Source organism: Arcticibacter sp. MXS-1, assembly GCF_041902385.1.
Lineage (GTDB): Bacteria > Bacteroidota > Bacteroidia > Sphingobacteriales > Sphingobacteriaceae > Arcticibacter.
In genome coordinates this window covers 1,759,063-1,770,964 of the sequence record NZ_CP169244.1, presented here as the reverse complement: position 1 = coordinate 1,770,964, position 11,902 = coordinate 1,759,063, and the positions used below count along the sequence as shown (strand labels likewise).

Here is an 11,902-nt window from a genome sequence, read left to right as displayed (position 1 = left end):
CCTCACAAATTAAAATCGTAAATACTGTTTCAACCGTTCCTTCCTGTAGCCGCTTTTGCTAAACTCCAGGTCGCCGGGCAGAAAGCGCCTTGCTAAGCTGGCGTAGGTGGCGTTAGAGAACTGGAGATAATTCACCGTCAGATCTTCATTGCAGAAGCGGGTAAAGTCTTTCCTCCGGCGGTCCCACCAGAGGTGGCTCCAGAGATGAATACTATAGATGTCGGCAGCGTCTGCCGTCCTGTTTCGCCGGAAGATATTCCTGATGCCTTCCGGGGTCCAGTCGAACTTATAGAACGCGTGCTCAGGCTCCACGTGCAGCAGGGCCGGGTAGTTCCGGCTGAGGGTATAGGGCAGAAAGGTAGAATGAGCGCTCCAGCTGCCGTCGAAGCCAGCCTCCATATTCTCCAGCCACAGCCGGATAAATTCAGCGCCCTTTTCTGCCGCGATCCAGGCGTTACAGAGCGAACCTCCCGCCGCCGCTCCGGCGGCAGTGTTGGTGTCAACCCGCTCTCTTCCCAGGATGCAATGCTCGTCAAAGAACGACGCAGGAACCGGATTCACAAAGAGAGTATCGATGTCGGCATAAATTCCGCCGTGTTGCTGCAACATTTCCAGCCTCACGATGTCCGACAGATGCGCATACCTGTACTGCGCCACGGCCTTATCCCGGTACACATAGGCTTCCAGAAAAGAGCCGGTATCTACCTGATTCAGGACGAGCGAAGGCTTAATCCTGTCCCACCAGTACCCGTATGGCTCGTGTTTATAATGGAAATAGATCCGTTCGGGCCGGTTCACCTGCAGGCAAGAAGCCAGGCAAAGATAATAGGCAAGGTGAAAGGGCTCGGTCTGCGGTTTCAGACCAAACACAAAATGATAAACATTGTCAAACCTTCTCATAAATAGCAGCTAAACAAGCCTGAGCGATCTTACGGCCCTCAAACTTTTGATGTACGTATTCTTTCAGTGCGGCCCCCTTATGACGGGCCTTCATCTGATCCTCAAAAACCAGCCTCATCAGTTTCCGGAGCGCTGACTGATCAACGTCGGCCCAAAGCTGATTGGCGCTGTACGACTCCCGTCCGAATTCCGTATCCACGGGGATCAGTTGATAAGCAGCAAAGTAGGTGTGTTCGGGGGCAAAAAGTCAAGAAGCCCGCCCTGAGCCGGAGCGATCACAGGATTTCCGCTAAAGGCAGCCTCGTAAGCCCCCAGCCCCCAGCCCTCACCGCGGCTGGCCGTAACGAAGCAGTCGCCGCGCTGATGCAGGAAACAGATCTGCTCCGGTCTGAGCAGGCCATTCATATGGATCACATTACCGCCGATTCGATGAAGCCGTTTAAGTCTGCGAAAAGCTGCGGCCGATCTGCCAAAACTTCTGCGAAAAGCACTTCTGCAGCGCCGTTTGTAGCTGGTCCAGTCCAGCAAGCCGGTTTTGACCACCAGGGTAACGTTTTCCTCCGGCATAAATTCCTGGTGGAACGCGAGGATCAGTGCCGGCAGGTTCTTTCTTTCGCTCCACTCCCCGATCGTATAAAAGCAGAACGAGCCATCGCTAACAGGCAGGGGACAGGACTTATCTGCGTGCTTCCAATCCTCGAAAATATGAGGAAGTACGCATACAGGAATGACGATACCGCAGCGAACGAACACCTCTTTATTCCAGTTAGAGGGCACAAAAACGCCGTCGAGGAGGTTGATCAGAGCAGGCCAGTGATCGGGGATCTGGTCCGTTTCCCAGGCAGTATACCCCCAGATCCTGGCACGCGGATAAAGGTCGCGGGCCTTTCTGTACTGGTCGGGGAAATACTCCGGTATCGTATGAATGATCACGGCGCTGCACTCATTTTCCTGTTGCAGCGAGCTTTTCACGACCGCGGTTTTAAAGGGGCTTCCCGGCGCCACATTGTCACGGTCCACATCAACGCCCTCCTCCCTGAGCTTCTGAATCAGGGCCGAAGCGGCGTTGCTGTATCCGTTATCCTGGCCGAAACTGATATACTTTATTCTGTGCACGCCTGGTATTCTTTTATTCGGTTACAAATACAACCTCGTCCTCATGCTGCTCTTCCCGCGCAAACTCATAGACAAGCGTACGAGCGAGGCCCTCAGAAAGGGAAAACGGAGGTCGGAAACCTGTATCATGCAGCTTTAGAGAATCATATTGAGTAGTGGCACAAAATTTCTTCACCCGCACAGCGCTTATAGCAAACTTCTTTCCTAATAACCGGCCCGCAAGATCACAGGTGTAGCCTCCCAGCATCCCGATAACATAAGGAACGTAGAGCGCAGGAATACTCTTTTTTAAGACCTGCCCTACATGAGCAACCAGTTCGTTCATGGTAAAATCTGGCTTATCCACATAGTTGTAGACTTCGTAGCCGGGCTTTAGCCTATGCAGGCAATGTTGAATAAAAGCAACGATGTTCCCGATGTAGGCCATCGACTTCTTGTTGTTGCCTTTTCCGATCATCAGAAACCGGCCGCCGGCAATCTGCCGCAGCAAGTTGTATACATTTCCCCGGTTTCGCTCACCAAAGACGACCGTCGAACGAATGACAGTGACGCTTCTCGAAAGCAGGTCCTGTTCATGCCAGTCTCTTAAAACTTCCTCTGCCTGCCATTTACTTTTCCCATAATGATTAAACGGGTCAACAGGATGGTCCTCTGCCGGATTTTCCTTATTCAGTCCATACACAGCGACCGAACTCATAAAAATAATGTCCCTAATTCCATTCGCATCCATCGCCTCCAGCACGTTCTTCGCGCCCTGAACGTTCACATCATAGTACAGGGAAACTGGCGACACGTCGTCCCGGTGTTCCGCAGCAAGCAAGACAACAACGTCCTGGCCCGCAAGCTTCTGCCGCAAACCATCCGCATCGCGCACATCCACTATACGTGTAATAGCCGGATGAAAGGAACTTTCCCTTTTATCCAGATTCCTGACTTCGTGATGCTCTTTAAGCAGCTCGATCAAGCGTGATCCAACAAAGCCAGATGCCCCAATTAAACAAATTTTCACCCTTCGTTATTCTTTACTTTACTCAATATATTCTGGTTTATCCTACGCCGTTCGGCGTCAAATAACCAACCCCATTTATTAAAATACCGCACCATATTCGCTATATGGATATACAGCATTCTGAAACTTTTATATGATTCCGCAGCGTGTGCATGTATCACCGAAACTTCCGGATAAAACACCGTCCTGTACTTTCTATGGATTCTTCTGGTCAGGTCGATATCCTCCGGGTACATGAAAAACCGTTCATCGAACAGGCCGACTTCCCGTAAAGCCGAGGTCCTTAAAAACATAAAGCAGCCCGACAAATAGGGCACATCCATTTCCTTGTTGTACCCCGAGGATCGCAGCTGGAAGCGCTCCATCCTTTTATCCGAAAACGAGGCGGGCAAAAACCGCTTGAAGATCAGGTCGAAAGGCGTGGGAATAAGCTTGCACAAATATTGCGTACTGCCATCCGGGTAGTACACCTTTGGCATTACATGCCCTACCCCCCGATTTTTTTCCATGAATGTATAAAGCTCTTCAATAACTCCCCTTTCAAACGAAATGTCGGGGTTTAGCACCAGATGATAAGGAGACGAATCAATCACCTCCCGCACCGCAACATTATGTGCTCTCCCAAACCCCAGGTTAGCTCCGCTATGAATGTACTCCACCCGTGGGTCTGAGGCGAGAGACCTCAATGTATCACCCGGAGAGTTGTCGATCAGGTACAATTTCACGTGCAGACTGCAGGCCAGGAAGCTTTCGATCGTCTTCTTTACTGACGCATCTGTATTGTACAAAACGATAGATGCAGTTACCTGCTGTTTCATGTTCTTCACCCTCAATCAGTATTAGTAAGACTTCTTTACCGGCACATCAATGATCCCTTCAAGAGCACGCGCCGACTTCTCCCAGGTAAAATTTTTCGCTGTTTCAATCCCCTTTATCCCAAGCCGCCACCTTTTCTCAGGATCGCTGATCAGTCCGGTCAGGAGGGTTCTTAACGCATCTTCGTCTCCGGGCTGGTACATCAGGCAGTTATGTCCGTCTTCCGCGTACTCATTAACGCCGCCCGAGTCGCTTGTAATCACGGCGCATCCGCAGGCCATTGCCTCGAGGGGCGGCAAACCGAAGCCCTCAGTCCGGGAAGTCGAGATAAAAATATCCGACCGTTCAAAAGCCGCAGCGATATCGTAATCAGAAGCGGGTCTGATCACCTCGCAATTGCGAAGGTCAAAGGCCGACAAGTCATCGTGAGAGATCAATAGCACGCGCTCCACGTTCTGCCTGCACTCAAACGGCAGATCGCGCCAGGCGTTCAGAAAAGTGTCAAGCCCTTTCAAAGGATGCTTACGGGCCACCAGGCAAATGGTGATCCTGCCGGCGCTGCCCTGAGGCCTTCCTTTGCTCTGGAAAACGTGGTGGTTCAGCGCGGGGCTCACCTGCCGGTATGGATGGAGAGAAGCGCCGGCTGTCAGGCAGAACCGGTCGTATACAAACCTGGAGTTGAAAACGAAACCGATTCCCTTATATCGATACGAAATGCGTGTAAAGAGCTTGTAAAGCTGAAGCGCGCTCCCTTTCCCCAGAACATAACCGTCGTCGAAGAGAGCATAGTCGTCCGACTGGAAGAACCGTAAAACAAAACGGGCCCGCAGTAAGCAGGAGAAAACGGACAGGAAGGGGTCAGACACGATCACCACATCGCCCCGGTGATGCCGGTTCACATAGCGCACCAGTCTCAGGATATTAAACAGTTTGGATACTCTGCCACCCGCCATACCTCCGATGCTCCTCTGCTCTACCCGGGAGTTGAGAAAGAAGGTGTGACTATCGGACGAATTATTCGGAGAAAGCAAGGTAACGGGACGTCTTTGACAAAGCACATTGGCGATTTCGATAAAAACCCGGTTCCCTCCGCCTGTCTTAAGGGTAGGGAGAATAAAAACAACAGCAGAACGATGAAGATCAGGCACTTGCGCCCTCCCCTCTGTATACGCGCAGATAAGCATTTACCATCTTATCGGCAGTCAGGTTCTCTGTATAATACCGCCCAATAGCGTCCGAATAAGCTGAGGAATGATCATGTGCCCGCCGAATAGCTGCCGCAAGCGAGTCAATATGACCAAGCTGATAAAAGACCGCCTCCTTATCGCTCACTATTGATTTAAAAACGGGAATGTCAGAAAGTACAGATGGGGTTTTATTAGCCGCAGCCTCTATCAGGGCAAGCGGAAAACCTTCGGAGCTGGAGCACATGACAAACACGTCGAACAGAGAATGCCAGGGCAGCGGGTCGGCCTGCTGCCCCGCAAAGAAACAGCGCTCTTGTACACCCAATTCTTCTGCAAGCGACTTCAATGACCGCTCTTCCGGCCCGCTGCCCACTATCACAGCTGCAAATTCCGGTAGCTGCGGCAGAGCCTTTATCATCTGATCCAGCCCTTTTCTTTTAGTCAAACTAGACACTGTTCCCATTATGCAATATTTTTCAATCAGTGCTCGCAGCACGCTATCCTTCGACAGCAGCAGAGAACAAGGGGCAGGGCTGATATCCCTGCCGTTGTAAACGATGTCCAGTTTTTTACGGGAAACCCCGGAAATCGTTTCATAAATACTCAAATTGAGGACAACCACGGAGTGGAATGCAGCAAGGGCCGCCTTCCAGGCCAGGACACCCAGCACCGATGCCGGCCGGCCATAGCCCGTCCTGAAGGCCCGGTAGGATACCGGATTATGCAAAGTCGAGACGAACCGGACGCGCCGGAGATCGCGCTCTACCGCCTTGCGAAAGGCGATGTAACTATCAGGCCGGAGCATGTGACTGTGGACTACATCCCAGTTTTTAAGATCAATAGCGTCAAAAAAACCGATCCGCTCTACCGGGCAGGGCATTTCGATTTCGGGGATCTCGTCAAAATAAAAAACTTTGCACAGATGTCCGTGCCGCTGCAAGCCCCCGGTGAGTTCCCGCACCATAATACCAGGGCCGGTCGCCGACAAAGAAGGAAGGATCATTGCTATTCTCATGAAAAATAAAAATGATAAGGTGACACTTTATCCTCCCCTTTATTCAGTATCAGCATCGCCAGCGTAATGCAAACAAGCAGGACCGACAAAGCCCACCTCGAATCGCGGGAAAACAACAATAACAAGTATGAAATAAGCACCGGCTCTACAGTGAGGAGCACGCTCGACAGCCTGCCCCCAATAATCGCAAAGTCGTTGAATAGCAGCATCCAGCAGGTTCCGGTTATATAAGCACACAGAAGCGGATAGAAAAATGGGCTGTCGGCGGCATGTCCGCGGTAGTACAGAAAGATCAAAACGGCTGATATGAAGACAGATTTCAAGGCATTGATATTCGTGAATATGCCCAGGGTGCCAGCAAAGCCCTCGTCGCCATAAGCCACATATTCTGCTACCCGCGGGTTAATGCCCGCAATGCCCAGAGAAGATTTGATGATCTGTCCAAAGGGATAAACAAGACCTACGATTAAACTCAGCACCAGTACAGTGGTGAGGGTCTTCACTGAGGGCTTAAGCCAATAACAAAGCGCGACCAGTCCCCAGATGAGGGTTGAAAAATGTATCGAAACTGCCAGCAGCCACACCAGCACGAATTTCGTATACCTCTTTTGCACGAGGTACCGGAGACTAAAGAGGCAGACCGCCGTTGCCAGTCCACCGCGGATCTGGATCATTTCGCGGAGCACATAGATATGCACGAAATAAAATAATACCGCCGTAAGGAAATACGGAGAATAAGCTTTAAAGGACGAGAAATTGAGTCCTACGGCCAGAGCGGCTACCACCAGAAACATAAAAACGGGGCTATCACTAAAAACCGACAGGAGGTGGAACAGGCCGTTGAAGCCAGGATCTGAAAGGATTGGAGGGCCGCCGCTGACAATGGCCTCATAGGCATCGTGATAGGCCTGCCAGTCGGCATTGTCGTACCGGAGCCCTGCGAACAAGGCAAGGATAAACCATATAGGCAACAGAAACAACACCCGTTCTCTTCTCCTGACCGAAAAGGAATCAAGAAATGAAACAATCGCGAGAATACTGAAAACGAGGTAATAGGGAACCATGTTACTGCATCAACAGAAATTATCAATCGTATGCCAGTCCATCTTAAGATCCTGTTCATTCAACATTCAAAAGGCAGATCAGGCAGTGAGCGTTCTATTGTTTACGGGCATCGGCTTAAAAAGTTCAGTTCACATCATAATTTCAATCATATTGCGGCCTTTTTACCCCCTCCTGTCGGCCGCCCCTCCGTCAAAAGCAATTACATTACACATCTCCCTGAGCCTGGAGCGGACCCGCGATCCGTATTGTTCCCCAATCTGCTCCGCATCCAGATTAGCAGTAAAGTGGGTCTTGCCTTTCAGGCTCAGCTGCTCGTAGCGGTTCAGGATAATGTCGGCCATCACGTTCATCTCATTGCCGTAATGCTTCCTGCTGCTTTCGGTGCCCAGGTCGTCAAAACAATAGCCGATGCCGGCTTGACCGAAATACTGATGAGGATACACCGGCTTCAGGGCCGAGTAGACTTTGAGCGCTTCGGCTCCATGAGTCGAGTAGTCATCGCTCACCCTGCGGCAGCTGACAACTGCAAAGGCATTATGGGAGTTCAGGGCAAAGGCCCGCATCAGGGAGGTCTTGCCGCAGCCTACCGGTCCCAGCAAGAGGATGCCTTTGTTCAGGCGGTAGTCGCCTTCTTCAAAGGCGGGATCGCCGGCAAAGTAAAGCGCGAGCAATCGGACGATCTCCCGGTTACCTTCGTCAACCCGGAAGGCGGGGATCTGCTGCCGGGCCTGTTGCATGGCCAGCCGGTACAGCTCACGTGCTGTCAGTTTCGGATATTCGGGCTTTCGGTTCAGGGCCTCCTGATAGCGAAGCTCCTGCTCACGGAAGTGTTTGGCCTTGCGTGCCTGCCGCAGCGCTTCTGCGACTTCTTCCTCGCTGAGTTCAATGTGTTCGTAGTTCTGCATTGTGTTGTGGGTTTGGTCGGCGAAGCCGACAGCATTTAGCATTTAGCTATTGGCATTCCGCTTTTCGTCGGCTTTCAGCCGACAGCTATTGGTAATTAGCAATTAGGTATTGGCTTGGGGTCCTCGCTCTCACCAATCTGGTTTTCCCATCTTCGCTGATTGCTCAAAAGGCCAACAGCCAATCGCCAACAGCTAACTGCTGAAAGCTGACAGCCGATGGCTGACAGTTTTCTACAGTTTTCCGTATCCCTGCGGATGCGGGCCGGGTTCGCAGCCGTTGGGGAAGAGCGTGCGAGTTTCGCTTCGTATCCGCGGCCATCGCTGCTTGAAGCGTTCGCCGTTGGCTTTCCAGGTAGCCAGGCGCAGCTTCATGTCGAACACCGGCTGCATCTCAAAGCGCATCTTGCGGCCCTTCTCGTTGCATTCTGTCCAGTAGCGGAAGAAGCTCTCCAGCATCTCCTGAGGGTATTTCGGCCGCGCCGCCGCAACCATTTTTTCAAAAAAGATCTTTTTTCTCTCTTCTATCCCTCCCGAATGAGTAGCTGCGCCAGCAGCGCTTTCTTCTTTTTCTTTTTCTTCTTTTATCGTTTCTTTTACTTTATTATCGTTTAATATCGTTTGTATAGTTTCTTCAGGGTTTCTTCCGGAATTTTCCGGAACATTCCCGTAATCTTCCCGTAAATTCCCCTCAATAACTCCTCCTTCCTCCAGCAGGTTATATTCGGGCAGAATGTCCACATCGCGCCTTCGCGCGTCTTTTACAATCCGAAGCCAGCGCTTCTGAATGCCGTGGGAAGTGAGGATGCCGTACTGTTCGTAGAGTTCTTTGCTGAAGATTCCGATCCCTGGTTGCATGCAGGATTCCAGCACCTGCTGGATGATCTCCGCCTCCAGACCGATCTCCCGTGCAAAGAGATAGAGGTTAATTTCTTTCAAGGGCAGGTAGTAGCCTTCGTTGCGGTAGATCTTCTGCCAGAGTTTTACCACAACAGCAAAGCCAAGCACACCATGCCGGGCTTCAATGAAGTTTAGATTGTCATCTTGCACACAGTCGAGGTTGAAGTAATCAAGACTGGATTTTGTAGGACGGGCCATAAAATGAATCAATGATGGGGAACCAAATTTTCTTGATCGTCTGTTTATTCACGGAGAGTCTCACCTGTTTTTGAGGCCTCCATGAGATTGCTTAGTTTGAATGCAAAAAACCGGTGCTGCGCTTTCAGCCCGTTTCAGCTTTGATCATCAGCACCTTAGTAAGAATGATGCGGATTAGCAGTACCACAGGGATGATCAGCAGCATCCAGAACCAGAATGGTACAGCAGCTTTCTTTTTCTCGCTGTGCTCCTGCTGCTGCTTCTGACTATGCGAAGCCTTCTGCTCTTCTTTCTGTTCTTTTAAAGCGTTGAGGGAAGAACTGCTTACAGTTGAGTCGCGCAGCTGGCTTCCCTCCCGCTGCCTGCCGTATAGGCGGATGCTGCGGGCATGGCCCTTAAAGCCCTGCTGAGGAGAAAACTCAAAGTTTCCCGAAGGGATGATCTCAATAAATGATTCGGATGAGGAGGAATCGCGAAGCCAGCGCAGCTGAAGATGCTGTTCGCTTTGGTGAAGGCCGGCGCTCGCCTGGCGCAAAAGGCTTAGCGAATCCGTTGATTCGGTTCTGCTCGTGGCGTGTTGCCGGTGCAGCAGCGTACAGGAAGCAAGGGGTATTAGCAGGGCGGCCCCTGCTGATAAGATAAGAATAGGGGTTCGTGTTTTCATGGCAAGGTACAGGATGCAAGGAGCATGAGCTGTAAAGCTGCTCCCTTCGTTTGAATAAGATGGTGAATTGGTCGTTTCATGGTGTTGAAGTCTGAACCTTCAGTTTTGATGCATTTAGTAACGCGCAAGGGCATTCAGCCGAAGTACATCCCCTCTTCTAAACATAGCCGCTGAATGTTTTTTGTAGCAGGCAATCTGATACACCGAACTCAGCAGCCTTCTTTTGCAGTACACCCCATCCCCTTCCCGGCTGCCCGCTTCGTTGGTATTGCCTTCTACTGTAATGATGTACTTACCCGCCAGTGCATCGACAAAGCCGACGTGTGCAATGCGGCCTTTCTCAGGGAAATACAAACCAAAGACCAGGGCACTATCACCTGATGCCAGATCGCCCGTTTCCGCGCCCGAAGCTCTAAATATAGCCTGTCTGCTTATTAAAACAGATGGCACTGAGCTGCCCATTTCCCCTGCATCACTTAAAAACAAGCTCTTCCTGTTGATAACACTCCGGGCACTGAAGCCTTCGTTCTCCGCTGCAACATCAGCAAACAAGCTGCTCCTGCTTGTTAACGCCAGGGCGCCCAAGCCCGCGTTCTCCACTGCAACATTTGCAAACCGGCTCTTCCTGCTTATCAAACCGCGGCCGCTTAGGCCTTCGTTCTCGCCTCCAACATCTGCAAACCGGCCCTTTCTGCTCAGCACCCCCGCAGCGGCACTCTGCACCGGCGCTACCGGACCACCATCATATGAAGCAAGATTCAGTCCTCCGCCTCCCCGCCTCCGTTCCCAAACCACTTTATCCCGCCCAAACAGCCGGGGGCAATAACCCGAGCGGGGATTATCAATACCCGCCTTGCCCAGTGCCCAGCATACAAAAGAGGCACACCAGGGCTGGCCTTTCTTAAGGCCCACGTACCGGAGGTACTCTTCCACGCGGGAACCGTCATTGCGGCCCGTTGCCTCGCGGACACCGAGCTCTGCCCGGTAGATTGAGCGGATCCCGGCAGCAGAACCCACCTCCCTTTGCAGGCCGCTAAGTGTCAGCAGTCCTGCCAGTAAAATAATCAGTGCTTTCATTGCTTTCCTTTCTTTGAGTGTAAAACATCCTCAGGCCAGAGCCGCCAGTGTAGCAATTAGTCCGAACAGCAGCAGCAGGTAAAACCCGAGGTAGATCAGTACTTTTTGCAGGGCATGCAGCGAGCGGAAGTTTTTCAGAAACTGCAGCTCGGAATATTCAGCCAGGCCCGGCCAGATGATGCGGATAAGCCACCAGGTGAGCGCTTTAAACGACAGGAACGCCAGGATGGCCACCAGAATGACGCTCAGGATCCCGGGATCCACAGGAGCGGAGGTGATGTCGATGTGGCGGACAAACCAGGGGAAGACGAGCACACACAGGAGGGTGCTTATCAGAAGACCATGTTCCTGACTGAACCAGCTGCGACCGTTGGCGCAGCAAACCGGTGAGGGAAAAAGACTTAAGGTTTTCATCTTGAATTCAATTATTGTTAATGTAAAGCTGACCGGCATTCAGTCGGGTGGAGATAGAAACTATCGGATGCATCACGTCCGTCCCGGCTCACAAAGAGCAGATAAAAATGCAGCACGTCCGTTTCAAAGGAGTCGGGAAGCCAACAGCTCAGCTTCGCATCTGCCCGTTGGGCCAGGCGCCGGTTGACAGAGAAAAGCCCCTTGGTCTCATTGTAGATCAGCAGCACAGCCTCATCATCGCTCCATGCCCAGGGGGACAATGAAACGCGCCAGGTCAGTTCCAACAGGCGAGCTTTGCGCAAGGCGGAGAGGATGAATACCCTGGACAAGCGACCATGAGAAAGGCCAATCTGCTCGAAATCAAAGGACAAAACCGGATACTCACCCTTTATTCCGAACTTGACCAATTCACTGAAAGCGGCTGTATAGCCGGAACTAAACCGCCTCGCGGGCCTGTAATAGCTGTTAAGGAAAGTAGCCAGGGGGCTGAGGAAATGCATCGCCATTTTGAATTTCTGGCGGGTAGCGAGTTGGGCGGATGACACTCGCGGCGCAGGCCGGGAGGTCTCTGACGGTGTGTTGATAAACGTTTCCATGTTTTTAAGATTAATCGTATAAAAAAAGAAAGATAGAAAGCAG

14 protein-coding genes are annotated in these 11,902 nt (G+C 51.6%); all 14 read right to left on the bottom strand.

Translation table 11 applies throughout. The features are described 5' to 3' along the window. Window positions 1–9: 9 nt before the first annotated feature. The 14 genes from ACES2C_RS07640 to ACES2C_RS07575 all read right to left on the bottom strand — a co-directional run bounded on the left by ACES2C_RS07640 (window position 10) and on the right by ACES2C_RS07575 (window position 11,859). On the bottom strand, window positions 10–900 hold the full coding sequence (locus ACES2C_RS07640) for a glycosyltransferase (protein ID WP_374166385.1): 891 nt from the start codon (window positions 898–900) through the stop codon (window positions 10–12). Further along, entirely contained in the window at window positions 887–1,099 is a 213-nt protein-coding gene (locus ACES2C_RS07635) for a hypothetical protein (protein ID WP_374166384.1), read from the bottom strand. The genes ACES2C_RS07640 and ACES2C_RS07635 overlap by 14 nt, the downstream gene beginning before the upstream one ends. Window positions 1,100–1,104: 5 nt before the next feature. After that, on the bottom strand, window positions 1,105–2,016 hold the full coding sequence (locus ACES2C_RS07630) for a glycosyltransferase (protein WP_374166383.1): 912 nt from the start codon (window positions 2,014–2,016) through the stop codon (window positions 1,105–1,107). Window positions 2,017–2,029: 13 nt separating this feature from the next. After that, complete coding sequence (locus tag ACES2C_RS07625) at window positions 2,030–3,025, bottom strand: NAD-dependent epimerase/dehydratase family protein (protein WP_374166382.1); 996 nt, start codon at window positions 3,023–3,025, stop codon at window positions 2,030–2,032. Beyond that, a complete protein-coding gene (locus ACES2C_RS07620; protein ID WP_374166381.1) occupies window positions 3,022–3,843 on the bottom strand; it encodes a glycosyltransferase family 2 protein in 822 nt (273 codons plus the stop codon). The genes ACES2C_RS07625 and ACES2C_RS07620 overlap by 4 nt, the downstream gene beginning before the upstream one ends. 21 nt (window positions 3,844–3,864) lie before the next feature. After that, the gene (locus tag ACES2C_RS07615) at window positions 3,865–5,025 is read right to left on the bottom strand and encodes a glycosyltransferase family 4 protein (RefSeq protein ID WP_374166380.1); all 1,161 of its coding nucleotides are present in this window, start codon (window positions 5,023–5,025) and stop codon (window positions 3,865–3,867) included. After that, window positions 4,982–6,043 carry a glycosyltransferase gene (locus ACES2C_RS07610; RefSeq protein ID WP_374166379.1) on the bottom strand — a complete coding sequence of 354 codons (1,062 nt, stop codon included), beginning with the start codon at window positions 6,041–6,043 and terminating at the stop codon, window positions 4,982–4,984. The genes ACES2C_RS07615 and ACES2C_RS07610 overlap by 44 nt, the downstream gene beginning before the upstream one ends. Then, on the bottom strand, window positions 6,040–7,107 hold the full coding sequence (locus ACES2C_RS07605) for an EpsG family protein (protein WP_374166378.1): 1,068 nt from the start codon (window positions 7,105–7,107) through the stop codon (window positions 6,040–6,042). The genes ACES2C_RS07610 and ACES2C_RS07605 overlap by 4 nt, the downstream gene beginning before the upstream one ends. Before the next feature lie 162 nt (window positions 7,108–7,269). Beyond that, window positions 7,270–8,013, bottom strand: coding sequence for an AAA family ATPase (locus ACES2C_RS07600; RefSeq protein ID WP_374166377.1), 744 nt, complete (start codon window positions 8,011–8,013; stop codon window positions 7,270–7,272). A 231-nt stretch (window positions 8,014–8,244) separates the two neighbouring features. Then, window positions 8,245–9,108: a DUF4373 domain-containing protein gene (locus ACES2C_RS07595; RefSeq protein ID WP_374166376.1), complete on the bottom strand. Its 864-nt coding sequence runs from the start codon at window positions 9,106–9,108 to the stop codon at window positions 8,245–8,247. 124 nt (window positions 9,109–9,232) lie between these two features. Next, the gene (locus ACES2C_RS07590; protein WP_374166375.1) at window positions 9,233–9,772 is read right to left on the bottom strand and encodes a hypothetical protein; all 540 of its coding nucleotides are present in this window, start codon (window positions 9,770–9,772) and stop codon (window positions 9,233–9,235) included. Between the two features lie 114 nt (window positions 9,773–9,886). Further along, a complete protein-coding gene (locus ACES2C_RS07585) occupies window positions 9,887–10,849 on the bottom strand; it encodes a hypothetical protein (protein ID WP_374166374.1) in 963 nt (320 codons plus the stop codon). Between the two features lie 30 nt (window positions 10,850–10,879). Beyond that, window positions 10,880–11,263, bottom strand: coding sequence for a hypothetical protein (locus tag ACES2C_RS07580; protein WP_374166373.1), 384 nt, complete (start codon window positions 11,261–11,263; stop codon window positions 10,880–10,882). A gap of 17 nt (window positions 11,264–11,280) precedes the next feature. After that, window positions 11,281–11,859, bottom strand: a complete 579-nt coding sequence (locus ACES2C_RS07575) for a DUF6266 family protein (RefSeq protein WP_374166372.1) — start codon at window positions 11,857–11,859, stop codon at window positions 11,281–11,283. Window positions 11,860–11,902: the final 43 nt, after the last annotated feature.

Excerpts from the sequence above, each read along its gene's own strand:
- ACES2C_RS07640 (WP_374166385.1), bottom strand. The coding sequence starts at position 900 with ATGAGAAGGTTTGACAATGTTTATCATTTTGTGTTTGGTCTGAAACCG.
- ACES2C_RS07620 (WP_374166381.1), bottom strand. The coding sequence starts at position 3,843 with ATGAAACAGCAGGTAACTGCATCTATCGTTTTGTACAATACAGATGCG.
- ACES2C_RS07615 (WP_374166380.1), bottom strand. The coding sequence starts at position 5,025 with ATGCTTATCTGCGCGTATACAGAGGGGAGGGCGCAAGTGCCTGATCTT.
- ACES2C_RS07610 (WP_374166379.1), bottom strand. The coding sequence starts at position 6,043 with ATGAGAATAGCAATGATCCTTCCTTCTTTGTCGGCGACCGGCCCTGGT.
- ACES2C_RS07605 (WP_374166378.1), bottom strand. The coding sequence starts at position 7,107 with ATGGTTCCCTATTACCTCGTTTTCAGTATTCTCGCGATTGTTTCATTT.
- ACES2C_RS07600 (WP_374166377.1), bottom strand. The coding sequence starts at position 8,013 with ATGCAGAACTACGAACACATTGAACTCAGCGAGGAAGAAGTCGCAGAA.
- ACES2C_RS07595 (WP_374166376.1), bottom strand. The coding sequence starts at position 9,108 with ATGGCCCGTCCTACAAAATCCAGTCTTGATTACTTCAACCTCGACTGT.
- ACES2C_RS07590 (WP_374166375.1), bottom strand. The coding sequence starts at position 9,772 with ATGAAAACACGAACCCCTATTCTTATCTTATCAGCAGGGGCCGCCCTG.
- ACES2C_RS07585 (WP_374166374.1), bottom strand. The coding sequence starts at position 10,849 with ATGAAAGCACTGATTATTTTACTGGCAGGACTGCTGACACTTAGCGGC.
- ACES2C_RS07580 (WP_374166373.1), bottom strand. The coding sequence starts at position 11,263 with ATGAAAACCTTAAGTCTTTTTCCCTCACCGGTTTGCTGCGCCAACGGT.
- ACES2C_RS07575 (WP_374166372.1), bottom strand. The coding sequence starts at position 11,859 with ATGGAAACGTTTATCAACACACCGTCAGAGACCTCCCGGCCTGCGCCG.